At 61.3% G+C, this 19,258-nt stretch carries 21 protein-coding genes and 1 tRNA gene; 7 read left to right on the forward strand and 15 right to left on the reverse strand.

Going from position 1 to position 19,258, the window contains the following annotated elements:
- Window positions 1-507: 507 nt before the first annotated feature.
- Window positions 508-1,467, reverse strand: a complete 960-nt coding sequence (locus ACWUKX_RS25705; RefSeq protein ID WP_456009603.1) for a DMT family transporter — start codon at window positions 1,465-1,467, stop codon at window positions 508-510.
- Window positions 1,468-1,847: 380 nt separating this feature from the next.
- Window positions 1,848-1,924, reverse strand: a tRNA-Met gene (locus ACWUKX_RS25710).
- A 348-nt stretch (window positions 1,925-2,272) separates the two neighbouring features.
- Here ACWUKX_RS25710 and ACWUKX_RS25715 point away from each other — a divergent pair.
- A complete protein-coding gene (locus tag ACWUKX_RS25715; protein WP_029349781.1) occupies window positions 2,273-3,238 on the forward strand; it encodes a Gfo/Idh/MocA family protein in 966 nt (321 codons plus the stop codon).
- A gap of 57 nt (window positions 3,239-3,295) precedes the next feature.
- On the opposite strand, the gene mnmA is transcribed toward ACWUKX_RS25715, so the two are convergent.
- The gene (mnmA, locus tag ACWUKX_RS25720) at window positions 3,296-4,486 is read right to left on the reverse strand and encodes a tRNA 2-thiouridine(34) synthase MnmA (protein ID WP_456009604.1); all 1,191 of its coding nucleotides are present in this window, start codon (window positions 4,484-4,486) and stop codon (window positions 3,296-3,298) included.
- Between the two features lie 273 nt (window positions 4,487-4,759).
- On the opposite strand from mnmA, the gene sciP reads away from it, so the two are divergent.
- On the forward strand, window positions 4,760-5,035 hold the full coding sequence (gene sciP / locus ACWUKX_RS25725; RefSeq protein WP_006203587.1) for a CtrA inhibitor SciP: 276 nt from the start codon (window positions 4,760-4,762) through the stop codon (window positions 5,033-5,035).
- Between the two features lie 73 nt (window positions 5,036-5,108).
- Here sciP and ACWUKX_RS25730 read toward each other — a convergent pair whose 3' ends face one another.
- Window positions 5,109-5,237, reverse strand: a complete 129-nt coding sequence (locus tag ACWUKX_RS25730) for a hypothetical protein (protein ID WP_456009605.1) — start codon at window positions 5,235-5,237, stop codon at window positions 5,109-5,111.
- A gap of 265 nt (window positions 5,238-5,502) precedes the next feature.
- Window positions 5,503-5,880, reverse strand: coding sequence for a flagellar export protein FliJ (locus ACWUKX_RS25735; protein ID WP_029349790.1), 378 nt, complete (start codon window positions 5,878-5,880; stop codon window positions 5,503-5,505).
- A 450-nt stretch (window positions 5,881-6,330) separates the two neighbouring features.
- On the opposite strand from ACWUKX_RS25735, the gene ctrA reads away from it, so the two are divergent.
- Window positions 6,331-7,026 carry a response regulator transcription factor CtrA gene (ctrA, locus tag ACWUKX_RS25740; RefSeq protein ID WP_006203583.1) on the forward strand — a complete coding sequence of 232 codons (696 nt, stop codon included), beginning with the start codon at window positions 6,331-6,333 and terminating at the stop codon, window positions 7,024-7,026.
- Between the two features lie 118 nt (window positions 7,027-7,144).
- Here ctrA and ACWUKX_RS25745 read toward each other — a convergent pair whose 3' ends face one another.
- Together ACWUKX_RS25745 and chpT are read right to left on the reverse strand one after the other, a co-directional pair.
- Window positions 7,145-7,513, reverse strand: coding sequence for a response regulator (locus tag ACWUKX_RS25745; protein ID WP_065011886.1), 369 nt, complete (start codon window positions 7,511-7,513; stop codon window positions 7,145-7,147).
- Window positions 7,514-7,757: 244 nt separating this feature from the next.
- A complete protein-coding gene (gene chpT / locus ACWUKX_RS25750) occupies window positions 7,758-8,387 on the reverse strand; it encodes a histidine phosphotransferase ChpT (protein WP_127316798.1) in 630 nt (209 codons plus the stop codon).
- Between the two features lie 479 nt (window positions 8,388-8,866).
- Between chpT and ACWUKX_RS25755 the strand changes: the two genes are divergently transcribed.
- Window positions 8,867-9,406: a DUF1134 domain-containing protein gene (locus ACWUKX_RS25755; protein ID WP_051694969.1), complete on the forward strand. Its 540-nt coding sequence runs from the start codon at window positions 8,867-8,869 to the stop codon at window positions 9,404-9,406.
- A 138-nt stretch (window positions 9,407-9,544) separates the two neighbouring features.
- Complete coding sequence (locus ACWUKX_RS25760) at window positions 9,545-10,714, forward strand: hypothetical protein (RefSeq protein ID WP_456009607.1); 1,170 nt, start codon at window positions 9,545-9,547, stop codon at window positions 10,712-10,714.
- Window positions 10,715-10,742: 28 nt separating this feature from the next.
- On the opposite strand, the gene ACWUKX_RS25765 is transcribed toward ACWUKX_RS25760, so the two are convergent.
- The 6 genes from ACWUKX_RS25765 to ACWUKX_RS25790 form a co-directional block, all read right to left on the reverse strand.
- Entirely contained in the window at window positions 10,743-11,546 is an 804-nt protein-coding gene (locus ACWUKX_RS25765; protein WP_456009608.1) for a TrmH family RNA methyltransferase, read from the reverse strand.
- Between the two features lie 241 nt (window positions 11,547-11,787).
- Window positions 11,788-12,126 carry an ArsR/SmtB family transcription factor gene (locus tag ACWUKX_RS25770; RefSeq protein ID WP_065011891.1) on the reverse strand — a complete coding sequence of 113 codons (339 nt, stop codon included), beginning with the start codon at window positions 12,124-12,126 and terminating at the stop codon, window positions 11,788-11,790.
- Between the two features lie 173 nt (window positions 12,127-12,299).
- The gene (locus ACWUKX_RS25775) at window positions 12,300-13,061 is read right to left on the reverse strand and encodes a HugZ family pyridoxamine 5'-phosphate oxidase (RefSeq protein WP_456009609.1); all 762 of its coding nucleotides are present in this window, start codon (window positions 13,059-13,061) and stop codon (window positions 12,300-12,302) included.
- Window positions 13,062-13,100: 39 nt separating this feature from the next.
- The gene (locus tag ACWUKX_RS25780) at window positions 13,101-14,216 is read right to left on the reverse strand and encodes a CaiB/BaiF CoA transferase family protein (RefSeq protein ID WP_456009643.1); all 1,116 of its coding nucleotides are present in this window, start codon (window positions 14,214-14,216) and stop codon (window positions 13,101-13,103) included.
- Window positions 14,217-14,270: 54 nt separating this feature from the next.
- Entirely contained in the window at window positions 14,271-15,032 is a 762-nt protein-coding gene (locus ACWUKX_RS25785; RefSeq protein ID WP_455837974.1) for a 3-hydroxyacyl-CoA dehydrogenase, read from the reverse strand.
- A gap of 190 nt (window positions 15,033-15,222) precedes the next feature.
- Window positions 15,223-15,759, reverse strand: coding sequence for a GNAT family N-acetyltransferase (locus tag ACWUKX_RS25790; RefSeq protein WP_127316792.1), 537 nt, complete (start codon window positions 15,757-15,759; stop codon window positions 15,223-15,225).
- 284 nt (window positions 15,760-16,043) lie between these two features.
- On the opposite strand from ACWUKX_RS25790, the gene ACWUKX_RS25795 reads away from it, so the two are divergent.
- A complete protein-coding gene (locus ACWUKX_RS25795; RefSeq protein WP_456009610.1) occupies window positions 16,044-17,033 on the forward strand; it encodes a glutathione S-transferase family protein in 990 nt (329 codons plus the stop codon).
- 1 nt (window position 17,034) lies between these two features.
- On the opposite strand, the gene ACWUKX_RS25800 is transcribed toward ACWUKX_RS25795, so the two are convergent.
- Window positions 17,035-17,535: an NUDIX domain-containing protein gene (locus tag ACWUKX_RS25800; RefSeq protein ID WP_095519237.1), complete on the reverse strand. Its 501-nt coding sequence runs from the start codon at window positions 17,533-17,535 to the stop codon at window positions 17,035-17,037.
- 53 nt (window positions 17,536-17,588) lie between these two features.
- On the opposite strand from ACWUKX_RS25800, the gene ACWUKX_RS25805 reads away from it, so the two are divergent.
- On the forward strand, window positions 17,589-18,503 hold the full coding sequence (locus ACWUKX_RS25805) for a metallophosphoesterase family protein (protein ID WP_029349821.1): 915 nt from the start codon (window positions 17,589-17,591) through the stop codon (window positions 18,501-18,503).
- Window positions 18,504-18,613: 110 nt separating this feature from the next.
- Here ACWUKX_RS25805 and ACWUKX_RS25810 read toward each other — a convergent pair whose 3' ends face one another.
- Entirely contained in the window at window positions 18,614-19,237 is a 624-nt protein-coding gene (locus ACWUKX_RS25810) for a hypothetical protein (RefSeq protein ID WP_095519236.1), read from the reverse strand.
- Window positions 19,238-19,258: the final 21 nt, after the last annotated feature.

Genomic DNA, 19,258 nt, shown 5'->3' on the forward strand with positions numbered 1-19,258 from the left:
TCCGCCGAGTGCTCGCACTACTTCAAAAACTCCGGCTATGACCGAAACTAATCTCATCCCGCTCTAGGTCAGCTTTGCCACCGCTTGGCCGGCGACCACATGGCGGCAGTCGCGGTTGCGCCAATTTCAAGTTTGGAACCTTGTACAAACCTCGGAGTCACTCACCGCCTCGCAGGAGGCCGGGAGCGTCGGCGAGCACCGCAATGCCGGCGGTGCGCTCGGCCCTGGTCTTGCCCTTGGGCGGACCTTCGATATCGGTTCGACTTGCATGGCGTCAGAAATCCCAGTCGTTTTCTGGCGCTACCATTGGCGGTGAAATGTTTCACTGCTTTGTCGGATTTCCACGCCACGGTTTCATTTGTGTCACGCCGGCGGTGAAATTGGTTCTGCCCATGCCGCAGACGGACCGCCGATCCAAGCGAAACCGTCGAACGTTATCTGGCGTGATGTGCGCCTCGGCTCTTGATCGCTAAGCGCCGTCTTGGGTTCGGCTGTGCGGATGTTCCCCTACGCGACATGCACCGTGCGCTGCCTCGGCTTGATCGCGGTGGCCAGCAGGAGGCCGGCGACGATAAAGGCAGCGCCGGCGAGGTCGTAGTCGTGCAAGCTTTCCCCAAGGAAAAGATAAGCGAGCACGGCGACGAAAACAGTCTGCAGATAGAGCAGCATGCTGGCGCGCCCGGCACCAAGCGTCTCGACGCTGCGGTTGTAGAGGTAATACATCAGTGCGCCGCCCGGACCAGCGACATAGGCGAGTGCCAGAAGGCCGTTCGCATGCAGCGCCGAACGCTCGCCGGAAAACAGCTCCCAGAGATAAAGGGGCAGTGCGGCCAGCGCGCCGGCTCCTAGCAGCAGGACCACCATCGGCAGAAGCTCGATAGCGAATTTGGAGCGACGGAGCAGCACGGTGTAGAGGCCCCAGCAAAACGCGCTGCCGACGATCCACAACTCGCCGGGATTGAACTGGAGCCGCATCAGCGCGGTAAGGTCGCCGCGCGCCACGATCACCACCATCCCGACCAGAGCGAGCAGCGCGCCAAGAGCCTTCCAGACGCCGAGGGGCTCGCCGAGCACGTAGCGGGCAAGCACCATGGTCATGATCGGCGACAGCGCCATGATGATGCCGGCGGTCGTCGCGTCGGTGTAACTGAGGCCCGTGTAGATCATGCCCTGACAGAGGGTCAGCCCGATCGCGCCGATGGCCAGCACCTCGATCGCCCGGGACTGGACCAGCACGAGCATCGCCCCGTGATGACGATGGACGATAGGCAGCAGGATCGCGCAGGCGAGCGCCAGCCGCCAGAAGCAGAGCGCCCAAGGCGGCATTTCGGGGGCAACCCACTTGGCTGCGATGTAGACGCCGGCGGACAGGAGCCAGCAGAGCGTCGCGGTGGAATAGGCGAGAGGAAGCGATACGCCGGCAGTCGCCTTGGCTACGCTTGGATGGGCTATCGGCAGCGATTGCATGTCCGTCTCCTCCCACTGCGGATCTTAGCAAGATTGCTGCGTCTTGCCGAGCAGCAACGCCACCTATTTCACCGATCCTTGTGCGGCGGTTTTTTGTTTTCGTGTGGAACACAGGCCAGCGACGAAAGTTCGGCTTCTGCAGCCGCAGACACATGCTGCCAGATCGGATCCTCCCGCCGATCACAGCCCGCGTCCTTCTCCCCGGGGCGCGGGCCTCCTCTGATCTCAACAGACCGTTGCCCGCGACCTCTCCCAGAGGCGCGAGCTTTTCAATCGCGTCCGCCTCGCCGGCAGAACGCGCGAAAGCGCAAGCAGACGAATGCTGCTTAGCGTTCCCGCCGCTAAGCGGATCAAAATTATTAAGCTATTTCAGAAAGTTTTGGTAGCGGGAGAGGGACTTGAACCCCCGACCCCAGGATTATGATTCCCGTGCTCTAACCAACTGAGCTACCCCGCCAGGGCGGCGAAGGTCCGAAATCCTCCTTAAATCAGAAGGCATGTCGAAGCGTTCGCCAAGGTCGGGCGGATATAAGATTGGGATGCCAAGCCTGTCAAGCATCGATGCAGCCGGCATGCCGGCACATTCTATCGCATCGTGGTCCGAAAACCGGAATCGATTTTCGGAAAGCGCGATGCGAAGGTTTTACGGTCTTGAGACGCGTACTTTGTGCGTCCCAATCGGACACGCGTCGCTCTGATGGCCGAAAAGCTTTGCCGGGCAGATAATTGCGCACAGAAATGCCGGGGTTGAGTTCGGCGGGGCCCGCCGCTATGTCTCGGCCACGAAATTCTAGAGTTGGAATTGATGAAACCGCGCATTGCAGTCCTCGGTTGCGGATACTGGGGCAGCAACCACATCCGCACCCTCAAGGCGCTCGGCGCGCTGCACGCGGTCTCGGACGTCAACCCTGCCCGCGCCGAAGGCTTCGCCAGTGAGCAGGATTGCCTGGCGATCGAGCCGGAGGCGCTGTTTGTCCGCAGCGACGTCGATGCCATCGTAATGGCGCTGCCGCCGCAGTTCCACGCCGATATGGCAGTGCGCGCAGTCCGGGGCGGCAAGGACGTGCTGGTGGAGAAGCCGATCGCGCTGACGGTGGCGGATGCCGAGCGCTCGGTGAAGGCGGCGGCCGACAATGGCCGCGTCTTCATGGTCGGTCATGTGCTGCGCTTTCATCCAGCCTTCGAGACGTTGAAGGCGCTGATCGACAGTGGCGAGCTCGGCGAGGTCCGTTATATCCATTCGCACCGCCTCGGGCTCGGCAAGTTTCATACCGAGAACGATGCGCTGTGGGACCTTGCGCCGCACGATCTGTCGATGATCCTGGCCATCACCGGCACGGAACCGATCGAGGTGCGTGGTGAGGGGGCAGCGCTCCTCGACAATCTCAGCGATTTCGCGCATTTGCACATGCGCTTTCCCAATGGTCTGCGCAGCCATCTCTTCGCGTCGCGGCTCAACCCTTACCGCGAGCGGCGGCTGACCGTGGTCGGCACCAAGGCGATGGCGGTGTTCGACGATGTCGAGCCGTGGGAGCGCAAGCTCGCCGTCTACCGCCACGCGGTGTGGCAAGACAGCGGCCAATGGGCCTTCACCACCAACGAGCCGTCCTATGTGGCGGTGGGCGAGGGCATGCCGCTGACGCGAGAGCTCGAGCATTTCCTCCAGTGCATCGAGACGCGGGCAGAACCGCGTACCAGCGGCGAGGAAGCCATCAGGGTGCTGCGTATCCTGACCGCTGGCACGGTTATCCACACCGGATCGTCTTCCTGAGAGAAAAATGCGGCTGTATCAGAGGCTGATCTATCCCGACAAAATCGGGATCTTCGTCTATTCGGCGGGAATCTGCGCCGGGCGGGCTGCCAGCCGCGTCAGCATCGCCTCGGCCTCGGCGCCACGCTCGGAACGCTCGATGAAGCCGCCGCCGAACACGCGGGCTTCGCTGCCGTCGTCGGAATAGAGCACGCAGGCCTGGCCGGGCGCGATGCCGGACTCGCCGTCGACCAGTTCAACCGAAGTGATCCCGGCGTTGTGATGCAGCACGGCCGGGCGCGGCGGGCGTGTCGAGCGGACCTTTGCGAAAAGCTCCTGCCCAGCCGTCGGGATATCTGACAGTGCAGCGTCGCCCAGCCAGTTCATGTCGCGCAAATAGATCTTATGCGTCTCCAGCGCCTCGCGCGGACCAACGACGACGCGGGCCCGATCGGCGTCGAGATGGACGACGTAGAGCGGCTCGCCCGAGGCGATGCCGATGCCGCGGCGCTGACCGATCGTGTAGCGCAAAATGCCTTCATGGCGGCCGAGCACGCGGCCGTCGATATGGACGATGTCGCCCGGATTGGCAGCAGTCGGCTTCAGCTTGGCGATGATGTCGGAATATTTTCCCTGCGGGACGAAGCAGATGTCCTGGCTGTCCTGCTTAGCGGCGACCGTTAGCCCCATTTGCTCGGCGATGGCGCGAACCTGCGGCTTCGACAGGCCGCCGAGCGGAAAGCGCAGATAGTCGATCTGCGCCTGCGTGGTGGCGAAAAGGAAATAGCTCTGGTCGCGGTCCGCGTCGACAGGCCGGTACAGTGCGCGATGGGCGCCGTTGGCTCCAGAGCGGATGTAATGGCCGGTGGCCAGCGCGTCGGCACCGAGCTCCTTGGCGGTCGCCAGAAGGTCGGCGAATTTCACCGTCTGGTTGCAGGAAACGCAAGGGATCGGCGTTTCGCCGGCCACATAACTCTCGGCGAAGGGGTCGATCACCGCCTTGCGGAAGCGCTCCTCGTAATTGAGCACATAGTGCGGAATGCCGAGCGTCTCTGAGACGCGGCGAGCATCGTCGATATCCTGGCCGGCGCAGCATGAGCCGGCCCGGTGCGTTGCCGCGCCGTGGTCGTAGAGCTGCAGCGTGACGCCGACGACGTCATAGCCTTCATGCTTCAATAGGCCGGCAACGACCGACGAATCGACGCCGCCCGACATGGCAACAACAATGCGGGTATCTTCGGGGCGTCCGGGAAGGTCGAGGCTGTTCATGGTTCTTTCGTTCTGCACGGCGCCCTGGATGACGGCGCTTGAATGCCAATGGCCGGAATATAGGTCAAGCTTTCCGGGTGCGCCAGCTTCGCGAGCCGGCCGATTTTTTCTAATGGATACGGCGCTTGCGGGCAGATGCCTCAAATGCCGACGAAAAGACTAACGCGCCGTTCATGATCCTTACCTAGCTATTAGGGTTCGCTTAGGCAATTTTTAAAGCTGTGGCGGTAATGTGGTGGGGATTGGGTCTTTGAGTTTTTAGTAGAGAGTACGATGACCGATCTTGTTAGACCGCGCGTCAAATATGTTATCGGGCCCGACGGCAGCCCCCTTACGATTGCAGATCTGCCGCCGACGAACACACGTCGCTGGGTTATCCGGCGCAAGGCCGAAGTGGTGGCGGCGGTGCGCGGCGGGCTTCTGAGCCTCGAAGAGGCATGCCAGCGCTATAAGCTGACCACCGAGGAATTCCTGTCCTGGCAAGCGTCGATAGACGAATATGGCCTTGCCGGGCTGCGCACGACGCGCATCCAGCAATATCGGCATTAGGGCTGGTCCAAGTAAGTCAAAAGGCGCGACAATCCGCGCCCTTTTTTGCTTTGCCGCAACGGCTCTCTCTGCTTCAGAGCGTCAGCACCATATTGCCGATCGGCATGGCGGCGGGAAAGGCATGGATTGCGCCTGCGTCATCGAGCAGGTCTTCGCCACAATAGGCGGCAAGCTCTTTCGCATCGACCTTGCCAAGTTCCATAAGGCCTGCGCGATCGGGCCCGCTGGACATCCGCTCGACGCGCCGAACTCGGCCAGAACCTGATGGGCTGCTCAATCAGATAAGGTCCTGGTCGGAACCGCATACGCCCGACATTAGGGATGCCCAGATGCGGCCGGTCGCGGAATATGAAGGGGATTTGGTAGCATAGGCCTGAAACTGGCGGCTGCTCGACCGATGAGCGGCGACGTTCCAGATGAGCAACGCCCTGATCGCTGGGTGTTTGACTGGCCTTAAAGCCGTGTTTTCAGCCGATCATGGCGCTGCGGCCGCCGGTCTCGGCGTCGCGAATCTTGGTGTCGCGTGATTCGAGCATTTCCGCTTTGGAAAGCTCCGCTTCGGCTTCGCCGAGCAGTGATTCGGCAACGCTTCGCTGCTGGGCGAGGTCGCTTTGCGAATTTCTGAGATTGTCGCGGCGCAGGCGCGCTGCCTTGGCGAAGGTCGGATAGGCAAAATGGTTGATGTCGGTGATGCCGGCTTTCTTTTCTTCGGCAGTGATCTGAAGCTCCAGTTCGACAGCCATGCGCTCGAATTCGGCGATCATCATGTCGAGTTGCAGCAATTGCCGCCGCTTCTCGTTCACCTGAAACTGCTTCAGCCGAACGAGGTTTTCACGTGACTTCATGATTCGGTACTCCTGGAAACGCACACCTGCACATATCGTCCAATCCACCTGGCAAACTCAGGCTTCACCCGTCTCCACCGACTTTACCGGAACTATGGGAAACAAATTCCTAAAGTTTTTTGCCGGCGGTAACCATTCGTTTACGGGCATTGTTAATCATACGGCTCAGGACTTAAGGCCGGGTAAAAATTCCGGCTCTCGATGCGGAAGCACGGCCAGCGAGTCTCTGGAGTCACTTAGCCTGACTCATTAATGTTTTGCATTAGCGTTTGGGTTCTATGATTCACTATTAGATTCAACAAGGTGTAGAAAGGGGTTAAAAAATCTGATACCGTCAACGGCACGGAATTAGGTTTTGTTAACCATTCGATGGCAGCCTCTGCTCAGGCAATCACTGCTCCGGTCCTGGACGGGTCGTGAAATGGTCCGGCAGCAGAAAAGGGGAATGAAATGCGTGTTCTGCTGATAGAAGATGACAGTGCGACCGCACAAAGCATCGAGCTGATGCTGAAATCGGAAAGTTTCAATGTGTACACGACCGATCTTGGCGAAGAAGGTGTCGATCTAGGCAAGCTCTACGACTACGACATCATCCTTCTCGATCTCAATCTGCCCGACATGTCGGGATACGAGGTCTTGAGAACACTTCGCCTTTCCAAGGTGAAGACCCCGATCCTTATCCTCTCCGGCATGGCCGGCATCGAGGACAAGGTACGTGGCCTCGGCTTCGGCGCAGACGACTATATGACCAAGCCGTTCCACAAGGACGAACTGGTTGCCCGCATCCACGCCATCGTGCGGCGTTCCAAGGGCCATGCCCAGTCGGTGATCACCACCGGCGACCTGGTGGTCAATCTCGATGCCAAGACCGTTGAGGTCGGTGGGCAGCGCGTGCATCTGACCGGCAAGGAATACCAGATGCTGGAGCTGCTCTCGCTGCGCAAGGGCACTACGCTCACGAAGGAAATGTTCCTCAACCACCTTTACGGCGGCATGGACGAACCGGAACTGAAGATCATCGACGTCTTCATCTGCAAGCTGCGCAAGAAGCTCGACGCCGCTTCCGGCGGCCAGAACTACATCGAGACGGTTTGGGGTCGCGGCTATGTGCTGCGCGAGCCGGAAGATATCCGCGTCAGCGCCTGAGCTGACGACGCCGATCCGATCGATTTTCCGACAAAATCCGGCTTCGGCCGGACTTTTGCGATTGTAGCGCAGACATTAGAGCGCCGACCTCCGGGGCCATGTGCCAGGGGTCGGCGAATCAGGCTGCAATTCTCAGGGTGCGGAAGCACTCGAGAAGTTGCGGCCGATTGAACGGCTTCAGCAGATAGCCTTGAGCGCCGGCGCGCTTTGCCCGCATGATCGAAGCGACGTCGACCTCAACCAGCGAAATCAGGATCTGGGGCTGTATCGGACTTTCGATGGCGCGTACGCGGCGAATGACGTCCTCCGCCTGCATGTCCGGCAAGGCGCCGTCGACGACGATGATATCCGGCATGTCAGCAGTGCACATCTCGACCGCGTCAAAACCGCGCGCAGCTTCGATGACCAGCATGTCGGAACCACCCAGGATGCGCTTTGCGACCTTCCTGATGACGCTCGAATCGTCGATGAACATGCAGCGTTTCATTTCCGGGCCCTCTGTGCCATGCGGCAATCCGGCAGCGTCGCGGTACTGAAAGGCACGGTAGGATCAATCCGGTAAAGAAGCTGAAAAGCCAATAGATAAAATTTTTGCAAGACCAGCTTTTACGGAAACTTCTTGACGATGCTTCGGTCGAACTAGCCTGGAAGGTTCATTTCATTCATCCGTGAAGGCGTAGTAAACATTGTCTAAAAATAGTTGTCTATTCTTGTCACTCACCTTAGTAACTTCAAGCGGCCGATAGCACGATTTCTTCTGCGGTTGCGTGTATCGATATCGTCATGTTCGCCTCGCGCGCCAGAAGCAGCGTGTAGTAGGGCTGCACCGAATGCGCGTCGATCGGTTCTTCAGGCTTGTTGCCGGAATGGAGTTCCAGGAATTTGGGCGGCACGCGCAGCATCGGACCGCTCGCGGCGAGCGCAAAGCGTGGTTCTGTGTCGAGGTTTTCAAGCGTAACCGTAAGCTTACCGCCACGCGGAATGGCTGCGTTGGCGACGAGAATTAGGTTGAGCAGCAGCTTCACCTTGTTCTTGGGCAGCAGCGCACGGGTTCCGTTCCAGACCAGTTCCGGCTTTTCGTTCTTCAAGAAGGCGATCGCAACGGCCTCGGCGTCCCCCGTGTCGATCATCATGCCGGCAGAACCGGCTGCGCCGAAGGCGATGCGGGCGAATTGCAGGCGGGCCGAAGCGTTTCTGGCGCTCTGGCGAATCAATTTCATGGCGTCTTCATCGGCGCCGCCTTCGTCGAGCAGCTCAAGCCCGTTGTTAATGGCGCCGACCGGCGAAATGATGTCGTGGCAGACCCGGCTGCACAAAAGCGCTGCGAGATCGGGTGCGGAAAGGGTGAAAAGCTCGGCCATCGGCGAAAGTCCCTGCAAAATTTCACTAAAAATGGCCGGGCGATCAATGGTCACGCCTGTCCACACGAATCACGCTCTCTCCCAAGGCCTACTGAATACACAGCGCCTGAGCGTGCAGCAACAAATCCGGAATTGCCGTTATCGAAAATGGTGTGTTCACGCAGGGTGCGGATACTGCGCGGGCGACGCGAATCCGGCTCGAAACCAGCCTTCTAACCGCCATCTTCATGTGAAAGCTTAATGGTTGAAAAAGGATTACGGCATAGTTTGTCCATAACAGTCATCCTTAGCGGCCGCCAAAGAGCCGCACGGATGCGAGGCGTCGGCGAAAGTGCTCCCTGACGGAGATTGGAAGCATGTTTTCCCGATACTACGACCGGAGCTTTTTCCGTGTCATCACCGACCGGAGTTTTCTCCGTGTCGTCTCTGACCGGGTTGCCCGTGTCATCTCTGACCGGAGTTTTTCCCGTGTCACCTCAATGGCGATCGCTCTGATGGGCCTTGTCGTCGTCTTTTCAACCTCGCCTTCGCGGGCCCAGGAATACACCGCTCAGGAGATCGTCGATTCCGGGCATAAATTCTTCGGCGCAACATCGGGCGGGCTCGCCACCGTCGTCGAGAAGATTTTCGCCTCCTACGGCCTGCCTAATGGCTATTTGCTTGGCGAGGAGGGCTCGGGCGCGCTGATCGGTGGCCTGACCTATGGCGAAGGCACGCTCTACACCAAGAATGCCGGCGATCACAAAGTGTTCTGGCAGGGCCCGTCGCTCGGCTGGGATTTTGGCGGCGAGGGCTCGCGGGTAATGATGCTGGTCTACAATCTCGACGATGTGAACAGCCTCTACAATCGTTTCGGCGGCGTTGCCGGCTCCGCCTATCTCGTGGCTGGCGTCGGCTTCAACGTGATGAAGAACAACAATGTGCTGCTGGTGCCGATCCGTACCGGCGTCGGCGCCCGGCTTGGCGTCAATCTCGGTTATCTCAAGCTTACCCAGCGTGCCACCTGGAATCCGTTCTGAGCAGGCGGTTGCCTCGTCATCCCGATTGGTTCCAGGGTCGAAGACTTGAACAGTGCTGCGGCAGACCCTTGCCGCAGCACTGGAATTCCGTCATGCGAACGTGGCACAGTCCCTAACGGTCCATAACGGATAGTCACCTTGGTTCAGTCGGTTCTGTTCTTTGTCCTCGGCTTTCTCTGCGCCGGCTTTGTGGCGCTGATGATTGCCCCGGCCATCTGGCGGCGGGCCGTGATGCTGACGCGCAAACGCGTCGAGGGCTCAATGCCGCTGACGCTGGCCGAGATTCAGGCGGAGAAGGATCGCATCCGCGCCGAGTTCGCCATGTCGACGCGCCGGCTCGAAATGAGCGTCAAGTCGTTGCGCGAAAAGGCGGCCGAACAGCTTGTCGAGATCAGCCGCGGCCGCGAGGCCCTGAAGGAGCTGGCGCTCGAGCGGAAGGACAAGAAACAGGCCCTTTCCGAACTCGAGGCCAAGGGCGAAGACCTTCGACAGCGCGACGACCAGCTGCAGCTTTTGTCGGATCGGCTTGCTCAAACCGAACATGCCCTGGCAAAGCGTGTGCTCGAGCTGAAAAAACTGGAGCATATGTATGACGACGCCAGCTTTTCTTCCAGCAGCCGTCAGATCGAACTTGTGGCGCGCGAGTCCGAACTGCAAAAGCTGGCCGACGACATTTCGGTGCTGCGTGGCCAGCGCAAGGAGGCGGACAGGCGCCAACAGGAGAGCGCGGCCGAGAGCAAGGCCGCACGAGACGCGTTGAAGGCCGAGAAGAAAAGGACCGGCGAACTGGACAAGAAGGTCGAGCGCCTGCTCGCCACGCTTGCCGATCGCGAGGACAAGCTTGACCGCCGCGAAAAGGAAATCGCGCGGCTTCGCCAAAAGTCGAAAAGCGAAAGCGTGGAAAACGCCTCGGCGGTGCGTCTCGTCGGAGTGCAAGGTAGTCAGGGCGATGCGGCCGTCAAGGACGACGACGACATCCAAAACGCCATCGCCAAGCTCGACAGCGACCGAGAGCGGTTGGAGGCGAGGCTGACGGAACTGGCCCGCGAGAACAAGAAACTGAAAACGGAGCTTGCCGCCTTCGAGGCATCCAAATCCGAAGACGGCGACGATGCGCGCCGCGCCAGCGCTGCATTGCGTGAGCAGATGAGCGACCTGGCGGCGCAAGTCGTCGCCCTGACGGCGAAGCTCGACGGGCCGGAGTCGCCGCTCGCAAAGGTTCTTGCGGCACCCAACCAACCGGGAAGCGGCGAACGCAGCCTTGCCGATCGCGTGCGGGCGCTGCAGAAGGCCGAATCGACGCATTGAACCCAGGCAGTGATGCTGTCTCTGCGGCTCAGGTGCTGCTTGCCGAAAAATGATGTAAGGCGATGGCTGACGCGGCGGCGACATTCAGGCTGTCGAAGCCTTCTGCCATATCGATCCGCACCGTCCGCAGACGGGCGAGCAGGCTTTCGGGCAGGCCTTCGCCTTCGGTGCCGAGATAGAGCGCCAGCCGTTCAGTCCTTTTTGTATCGCGGATGCCGGTTCGCCCGCGCGGCGACAAAGCGAACTGGCCGAAGCCCAGCCGGTCGAGCGCTGTAGTGAAGCCGATGGTCTCAGTGAAGGAGGCGAAGGGAACTTTCAGCGCGGCGCCGACCGAAACGCGGATCGCCTTGCGGTACAGCGGATCGCAGCAGGTCGAGTCTAAAAACACGGCATCGGCGCGGAAGGCGGCGGCGTTGCGAAAGATCGAGCCCATATTGTCATGGTTGGCGATGCCGACCAGCACGACGATCAACGCCCGGGCGGGCAGGGTATCCAGCAAGGCCTCTGCAGGCTGCGCCGCGCCTTTGCGGCCAATCGCCAATATGCCGCGATGCATGTGAAAGCCGGCAATCCTGTCCATGACCTCGCTGGCAGCCACGTAGACCGGAAGGTCCACGGGTGCTTTGCGCAGGGTTCCGTCGAGGCCTGCCAGCCGATTTTCGAGTACCAGCACCGATTCGGCCGCAAAGCGTTTGGCCCCGAGCAGCATTTCGAGCACCACCTTTCCTTCGGCAACGAAACGGCCCTGCCGGCCGGCAAGATCGCGCTCGCGGATGTCGAGATAAGCGGCGACGCGCGGGTCTTGCGGGTCGTCGATACGAATGGGGCGCATGCTTGCCTCAGCTGACTCGCATCGGCCCGATCATGGTGAGCTTTCCGACAGCACGACGCGTGGATCCAAAGTGTTAGAGCGTACTTTCTGCGTCCAACTGGACGCAAGTCGCTCTTAGAATCGTAAGCGAGGTAAGGGTGCCCGGGCCAGTTCTTGCATTTATTGGATATCGTTATCCCAAAACCGCTTCGCACCCTCGGTCAACCCAAGGGCAGGCTTTTGGGCGACATGCATTGGCCGGTTACGTCCCGGAGCGACGCGGGCGGTATGCCATCTGCGATAGCTCACCCTCGCCGAAAATCCCGTCCAGCGTGTTGAGAAGTTCGCGCACGGCATCGGATTTACAGGAATAGTAGATCATCTGCCGGTCGCGCCGGGTTTCGACGAGATCGAGCGCCCGCAGTTTGGCCAGATGCTGTGACAGGGCGGATTGGCTGAGCAGAACCTTCTCGGCGATAGCGCCGACCGACATTTCACCGTCGGCCAGATAGTTCATGATCAACAGTCGTTTCTCGTTGCCCATCAGCGTCAGAAACGCAGCCGCTGATTCGGCATTGGCAATTAGCTTTTTCGAGACCATCGATCCCCCATGCCTTCCTGCTCATCCGGCGCTATGGGGGCAATAGCGTCTGATTCCATAGGCTCACTCGCGAATGTGCGCTGGAAATTCAACGCTACCGGGAAAGCGTAGAACATCTCGCTCAAACCTCAAGACTTGCTTTCGGCCCGACGCGATTAACTGTCGGACTGTGTTTAATCCGCCACTCGGCCGGTTTTTGCCATGTCGACCAGAACATGCCTGAGCTCTCGCGCCGTCCTCAATGGCTCGGGAAAGAACACCCGGCAGACATCGTCGCCCAGCGCCAGGTCCATGCCGTCGGCGTCGAAGCCGGTGACGACCCAGCCGTCGCCCACCGCCTTGGCGAAGTGGCGCGCGTAGACGGCGATTGCGTCGCTATGGTCGGCATTCATGTGGTCGAGGGCGGATTGTTCGCCAGCGGCAAGCTCTTCGACGATCGGTGCGGTCGTGACCAGATCGGCGCGTTCGAGCAGGTAGGCCTTGCCAAAGCCGCCGTTGAGACTGGCGCGCTCTGGCTCGAGGCGGAAGATCGAGAAGTCGCCAAGACCGGCATAGAGCTTCGCCTTGGGGTTGCGGTTGAGATAGCGCCGGTCGGCGCGGGCGTGCTCGCCGGATCCACGCTCAAGCCGTGCTGCCCGACAGACGAGGGTCAACCGCGGGTGCGCCAGCGGGTCGCCCTTGCCGGGCTCGCCGACAAGCAGCGAACAGCGCGGGTCGGCAAGGATTGCACCGGTATGGGCGGACAGCATCGATACAAGGATCAGCGGCGTGCCGTCGAGATCGGTGGCGACGCCAACCCTGCTGGCCAGCGGCGAACCGGTCCCGGGTTCGATCACCGCCAGCGCGCCGAAACGGGCACTGCGGATCAGCGTCTTTGCCAGCCTGATCGATTCGGCGTCGGTCTCGCGGATCACGTCCTTCCTTCGGTCGGCCAAAATCCACACCGTCTTAAGCTGATGTTTAGTCTCTGGTTATCAACCTATCACACCGGATTTGACAAGGGCTTCAGTTTCGATTTCGGGAAGGCCGAAGCGTGCCAGCACGGTCGCCGCCTGACAATCGTGATCGGCCGGCATAGCGGCAAGCGTCGGCCGGGAGCGCGAAAAACGCGGCGCCGGGGCGGGGCGCTCAAGCGCACCAGACGTCACAAAGGCGTTGCGAGCGCGATTGTGGGGATGTTCCCTGGCTTCCCGCAGCGACAGGACCGGTGCAACACAAGCATCGGTCGCAGCACGGTCCCAGTCGTCCCGTGTCTTCTGCCCGACTCGATCGACAATGGCGGCGCGCATCTGCGGCCACAATGTCCTGTCGTATTGGCCGCGTACAAAACGTTCGTCGAGCGGCAGCAGTCTTGCGAATTCGGCGAAGAACCGGGGTTCAAAGCAGCCGACGGCGACGTGGCGTGCGTCCGCCGTCTCATAGGTATCGTAGAAGGCGCCGGAATCGAGCAGGTTCGCGCCGCGCATGTCACTCCACAGGCCCGCTGCCATCAAGGCGTGCACAGGTGTCGTCAGCATCGAAGCGCCCTCGGTCATCGCGGCGTCGATCACCTGGCCCCTGCCGGAGCGCGAACGCTCAAACAGGGCGGCCAGTGCGCCGGCAACCAGCATCACGGCGCCGCCGCCATAGTCGGCGACGAGGTTGAGCGGTGGGACTGGCCGGCCTCCTTCCTGGCCGCTGGCGTGCAGCACACCCGAATAGGCGAGGTAGGTGATGTCGTGGCCGGCACGATCCGATAGCGGTCCGTTATGGCCGAATCCCGTCGTGCGGCCGTAGATCAGCGCCGAGTTGCGTGCCAGTACCGCGTCCGGCCCAAGACCAAGCTGCTCCATGATATCGTGACGAATCCCTTCGCTCAGCATGTCGGCCTTTTCGGCAAGGCGCAGCACCAGTTCGGCGCCTTCCCAGTGCTTCAGGTCAATCCGCAGGATGGAGCGGCCGTGACGGTCGATGTCGTATTCATCCGGTAGCGTCAGAAACGGCCGGGTCGACCCAGCCCGCTCGATGCGCAGCACCTCGGCTCCCATCTCCGACAGCATCAGGCCGGCTAACGGCACCGGTCCAATCCCGGCCATCTCGATCACCGTCAGGCCGGCGAGCGGGCCGGTCTTCGCCTGCGGGGCGACTTAGGCACTCATGGACGGCTACTTCGGCGCCATGCGGATGGCGCCATCGAGGCGGATGGTCTCGCCGTTGAGCATCTGGTTTTCGATGATGTGCAGCACAAGGGCTGCATATTCGGAAGGCTCGCCGAGACGGGACGGGAAGGGTACCGCAGCGCCAAGCGAATCCTGCACCTCTTGCGGCATGCCGGCCATCATCGGTGTCTTGAAGATGCCGGGCGCGATGGTGCAGACGCGAATGCCCGACCGGGCAAGGTCGCGCGCCACCGGCAGCGTCATGCCGACGACGCCGCCCTTGGAGGCTGAGTAGGCCGCCTGGCCAATTTGACCGTCATAGGCGGCGACCGATGCCGTGTTGACGATGACGCCGCGCTCGCCGCCCTCCAGCGGCTCAAGTTTCGCGGCCCGGTCGGCGACGAGGCGGATCATGTTGAAGGTGCCGATCAAATTGACCTCGATCACCTTGCGGTACTGATCGAGCGGGTGCGGGCCGTCCTTGCCGATCGTTTTCATGCCGATGGCGATGCCGGCGCAATTGACCAGGATACGGGGTTCGCCGAACTTTTTTACCACTTCCGCCACTGAAGCAGCACCGCCGTCGGCGCTGCTTACGTCGCATTGGATGGCGATGCCGCCGATATCGGCCGCAATCTTCGCCGCACGCTCGATGCCGAGGTCGAGGATGGCAACGTCCGCGCCCTTCGCGGCCAGTGCACGTGCCGTCGCTTCGCCGAGGCCGGAGCCGCCGCCGGTGACGATCGCAATCTGGCCGTTCGGGTTCATGTCGGCGTCCCCCACCTAAAGCGCTCGCGTTATCTAAAGCGCGTCGCGTTGAACGGATTCAATCGACGCGCTTTAAATCTCTGTTTTTAAGCATGTCGTTACCCCAAAACCGCTGCGCACTTTTGGGCGACATGCACCATCGGCCACATGCTACGAAGCCCGACAGGACGGCGCAACCGCATCCGGATGGTCACGCCATCGCGGCGACGTTCGCGGCAATCCTTGCCTGATCGGCGTGGCAAACCTCCCCCACCAGCCTTGCCACCGCGCCCGGCACGATCTCGTGCGACAAAAGCCGGTCGAGATCGACCGGGCGCGGCATGGAGATTTGCCCACGCGGGATTCTCTTGAAGCCGAGCGGGCCGTAATAGGGCTCGTCGCCGACAAGCATCACGGCCGGCGTGCCGGCCTTGGCGGCGGCCTCCAGCGCGATTGCCACCAGCCGGCGGCCGATACCGAGATTCTTGAAGGCCGGCCGCACGGCAAGCGGTCCGAGCATCAGCGCGCGACCGGCGCCGGCCGCGATGCGCGTCATGCGCACCGAAGCGACAACGATATCGCCATCGACGGCCACGAAGGACAGGGCGCGTTCGTGCGGGCCGCCCTCACGGATCTTGTAGGCGCCCAGCACGAAACGGCCCGGCCCGAAGGCTTCGTCGTTTATGGCTTCGATTTCGGGGTCATGCGCCGGATTTTCCGGCAGGTATTTCACGTCGGCAAGGCTCATGGTCTTTGCGTTCCGGTATACGGGAAAAGGTTTGCTGCAAACGGCAGCGTTCGCCAATCAGCGCTTCATCAAGCGCGGGCGCCCTTTCGTCGTCGGTCGAACCGGATCAAAGCGAAGTCGAACATGCGGATTTTCCGCTAGCACCAATCTTCAGCCACTGCAATCGGCCGTTTGCTTGCCGCCCTTCGGTTGCCGCCCTGGCGATTGACGAACTGTTCAACGCCTGGCGATTTCCGCATCGTTGGTTTGTGCCTACATCCCTACGAAAGACGAAAGGACATCGCATGGGATTGCTGGTCGGCGGCAAATGGCAGGACAGCGGGTACGACACCAAGGGCAGCGACGGCGAGTTCGTGCGGGCGCAGTCGCAATGGCGCGACTGGGTCACGGTTGACGGTACGCCGGCCGAAGGCCGCAAGCGCGGCTTCAAGGCCGAGCCGGGCCGCTACCACCTCTATGTCTCGCTTGCCTGTCCCTGGGCGCACCGGACGCTGATCATTCGAGCACTGAAGAAGCTCGAGGACGTGATTTCCGTCTCGGTCGTCCATCATTTCATGGGCGCCAACGGCTGGACCTTCCTGGCCAAGGACGGCGCCACCGGTGACACGCTCTACCATTTCGATTTCCTGCATCAGATCTACACCAAGGCCGATCACGCCTATTCCGGCCGCGTGACGGTCCCGGTTCTGTGGGACAGGCGAGAACAAACAATCGTCTCCAATGAGTCCTCAGAGATCATCCGGATGCTCAATTCAGTCTTCGACAAATGGGGCGATGCCAGCCTCGATTTCTATCCGAAAGCACTGCGCGGCGAAATCGACGCGGTCAATGCGCTGGTCTATCCCTCAGTCAACAACGGCGTCTACCGCGCCGGCTTCGCCACCACGCAAACGGCCTATGAGAAAGCGTTTGGCGAACTGTTCTCGGCGCTCGACCAACTCGAGGATCGCTTATCTCGCCAGCGTTATCTCGTCGGTGACCGCATCACCGAGGCCGATTGGCGGCTGTTCACCACGCTGGTCCGCTTCGACCCGGTCTATGTCGGCCATTTCAAGTGCAACCTGCGCCGCATCGCCGATTATCCGAACCTGTCGAACTATCTGCGCGACCTCTATCAGGTCCCAGGGGTCGCAGGCACGGTGAGCCTGCACCACATCAAGGCGCACTATTACGGCAGCCACGAAGCGATCAACCCGACGCACATCGTGCCGGTCGGGCCGGAACTGGACTACGCGGCGCCGCATGATCGCAATCGGTTCAGGAAGGCGGCGTGACCTACCAGTAGGGCGACGCCGCCGCGCCGCCAAAAATCTCGGCAATCCGTCGCAGTGTGGCCGGCGTCGTTGCCTCCGGCAGGCGGTCGAGAGGAAAGAAACCAGCTGCGGCGATCTCGCGGTCCGGCAGCTTCGGCGCCGTCTGATTGAACTGCTCGACCAAATAGAGCCCGACATGGTCGCGGCGGCTGGCCCGACGGTTGAAATGCATCGATTTCAGCACCGGCGGCGCGGTCAATGCAATATTGCCCTCCTCGGAGAGCTCGCGCGCCAGCGCCTCGATCATCGTCTCGCCCAGCTCGACGCCACCGCCGGGAAGCTGCCAGCCCGGTACATAGGTGTGGCGAATGAGGAACACGGAATTGGACGTGCGGTCGTGGATCAAGCCGCGCACCCCGAGCGTCATCGGCCGCCGCAGCACGAAATACAGATGAAACAGCCTTGCCCTGAGACCCGGCCAGCCGGCCTGGCGGAAAACTTGTTCCAGATCGGGCTGCGTCATCACCCACGAAACCGTGGGTGGAAAGCAGCGCGCGCGTCGCTTATGAAGAGGGGATGTTCAGGCTCGCGCATATTTCCGATATCCATCTGGGACCGCTTCCCGGTGTAACCTATCGCGATCTCGCCTCCAAGCGGGTGGTCGGTTACGTCAACTGGCAGCGCAATCGCCGCCGCCACATGCGCGATGCCGTCATCGACACGATCGTCGCCGATATCAAGGCGAGCGCACCGGATCACCTTGCTGTCACCGGTGATCTGGTCAATCTGGCGCTCGACGGCGAGATCGAGATGGGCAAGCACTGGCTGGAGACGCTGGGTTCTCCCGATGATGTGTCGGTTGTTCCAGGAAACCACGACGCCTATGTGCCTGGCGCCTTCGACAAGGCCTGCCGGTCGTGGACGGCATGGATGACCGGCGACGGCATCAATACGCCGATCGATCGCGACGCCTTTCCGTATCTGCGCGTGCGTCGCAACGTCGCGCTGATCGGTGTGACGACGGCGCGAGCCACGGCTCCGTTCATGGCCAACGGCTTCTTTCTGGAAGACCAGGCGGAAAGGCTGCGCGAAGTGCTCGATGCTACGGCCAAGCTCGGACTGTTCCGGGTGATCATGATCCACCATCCGCCAGTGCGCGGCGCCGTTTCGCAGCCCAAGCGGCTGTTCGGCATTGCCCGCTTCCACAAGGTCGTTCAGCGGCACGGGGCCGAGCTTGTGCTGCACGGCCATTCGCACGAGCCGACGCTGTTCTCCATCAAAGGGCGCGGCGCCAAAATTCCGGTGGTCGGCGTCGCCGCTGCAGGGCAGGCGCCAGGCGGCAGGCGTCCGGCGGCGCAATATAATCTGTTGGAGATCGATGGCGACAAGGACAATTGGCGGATCAGGCTGACGCGACGTGGCCTGACCGGCCCGGCCATCCCGCCTTCCGATCTGGAGATTCTGGAGCTTGGCGCGGACGCTATGGCCTAGAGCCTATTCCATCCCGATGGAATCGGGATGGGGTTCTATCTTCTTGTTTGACCATGAGCTTTTCCGAAAACCGGATTCCACTATTCGCTACGCGGACCTTCGGTTCAGGGTCATGGTCTAAAAACCAGTCCCATCGCAACAAGGCGGTCCCAGAACAACACGATCGATACAGCCAGCCCGACCAGGGCGCCGGCGGCGATCAGGCCAAGACCGGAGAGAAACGCCGACCAACCCTTGCCGCGCCGCACGGATCGCAGTGGCGGCTCGGCTTCCGGGACCAAGGCACGTTTCAGGCTGGCGACAGCCTGCTCGACCCCGCCTTCCATCATTCGCTGGCGTTCGACGACGCGCTCCGCGACGTAGCGCGTCACCTGATCGGCAACCGGTTTCATCTCGGTTGATTCGGCGAGCACCACCCGGCCGATGCGTGTGTCCTTGAGGAAGCGATAGGTGCGGCGGTCGCGCCCCATGGCGACATGGCTGACGGCGTCGATCCATAGGCGCGGCTGCAGCCCGGACGAGACGGCGAAGTCGAAATTGTCCATGTCGGCGGGCACGTCGGCGAAGATGGGCGCGAGTTCGGCGGCAAGCAAATCGAGCCGCATGCGATGCGCCTCGCGCATGTCGACTACGACGTCGTCGCGGTCGGCGAAGGCGTTTTTCACGTCGCGTATGGCGTCGGACAGTTTTCGCGACTGATCGATCTGGGTGATGTTCTCGCCTGCATCCTTCATCGGCGTTGCCTCGCGGGTTTG

The sequence above is a fragment of the Mesorhizobium sp. f-mel genome (genome assembly GCF_053850215.1).

Excerpts from the sequence above, each read along its gene's own strand:
- ACWUKX_RS25705 (WP_456009603.1), bottom strand. The coding sequence starts at position 1,467 with ATGCAATCGCTGCCGATAGCCCATCCAAGCGTAGCCAAGGCGACTGCC.
- ACWUKX_RS25715 (WP_029349781.1), top strand. The coding sequence starts at position 2,273 with ATGAAACCGCGCATTGCAGTCCTCGGTTGCGGATACTGGGGCAGCAAC.
- mnmA (WP_456009604.1), bottom strand. The coding sequence starts at position 4,486 with ATGAACAGCCTCGACCTTCCCGGACGCCCCGAAGATACCCGCATTGTT.
- sciP (WP_006203587.1), top strand. The coding sequence starts at position 4,760 with ATGACCGATCTTGTTAGACCGCGCGTCAAATATGTTATCGGGCCCGAC.
- ACWUKX_RS25730 (WP_456009605.1), bottom strand. The coding sequence starts at position 5,237 with ATGGAACTTGGCAAGGTCGATGCGAAAGAGCTTGCCGCCTATTGTGGC.
- ACWUKX_RS25735 (WP_029349790.1), bottom strand. The coding sequence starts at position 5,880 with ATGAAGTCACGTGAAAACCTCGTTCGGCTGAAGCAGTTTCAGGTGAAC.
- ctrA (WP_006203583.1), top strand. The coding sequence starts at position 6,331 with ATGCGTGTTCTGCTGATAGAAGATGACAGTGCGACCGCACAAAGCATC.
- ACWUKX_RS25745 (WP_065011886.1), bottom strand. The coding sequence starts at position 7,513 with ATGAAACGCTGCATGTTCATCGACGATTCGAGCGTCATCAGGAAGGTC.
- chpT (WP_127316798.1), bottom strand. The coding sequence starts at position 8,387 with ATGGCCGAGCTTTTCACCCTTTCCGCACCCGATCTCGCAGCGCTTTTG.
- ACWUKX_RS25755 (WP_051694969.1), top strand. The coding sequence starts at position 8,867 with ATGGCGATCGCTCTGATGGGCCTTGTCGTCGTCTTTTCAACCTCGCCT.
- ACWUKX_RS25765 (WP_456009608.1), bottom strand. The coding sequence starts at position 11,546 with ATGCGCCCCATTCGTATCGACGACCCGCAAGACCCGCGCGTCGCCGCT.
- ACWUKX_RS25770 (WP_065011891.1), bottom strand. The coding sequence starts at position 12,126 with ATGGTCTCGAAAAAGCTAATTGCCAATGCCGAATCAGCGGCTGCGTTT.
- ACWUKX_RS25785 (WP_455837974.1), bottom strand. The coding sequence starts at position 15,032 with ATGAACCCGAACGGCCAGATTGCGATCGTCACCGGCGGCGGCTCCGGC.
- ACWUKX_RS25790 (WP_127316792.1), bottom strand. The coding sequence starts at position 15,759 with ATGAGCCTTGCCGACGTGAAATACCTGCCGGAAAATCCGGCGCATGAC.
- ACWUKX_RS25795 (WP_456009610.1), top strand. The coding sequence starts at position 16,044 with ATGGGATTGCTGGTCGGCGGCAAATGGCAGGACAGCGGGTACGACACC.
- ACWUKX_RS25800 (WP_095519237.1), bottom strand. The coding sequence starts at position 17,535 with ATGACGCAGCCCGATCTGGAACAAGTTTTCCGCCAGGCCGGCTGGCCG.
- ACWUKX_RS25805 (WP_029349821.1), top strand. The coding sequence starts at position 17,589 with ATGTTCAGGCTCGCGCATATTTCCGATATCCATCTGGGACCGCTTCCC.
- ACWUKX_RS25810 (WP_095519236.1), bottom strand. The coding sequence starts at position 19,237 with ATGAAGGATGCAGGCGAGAACATCACCCAGATCGATCAGTCGCGAAAA.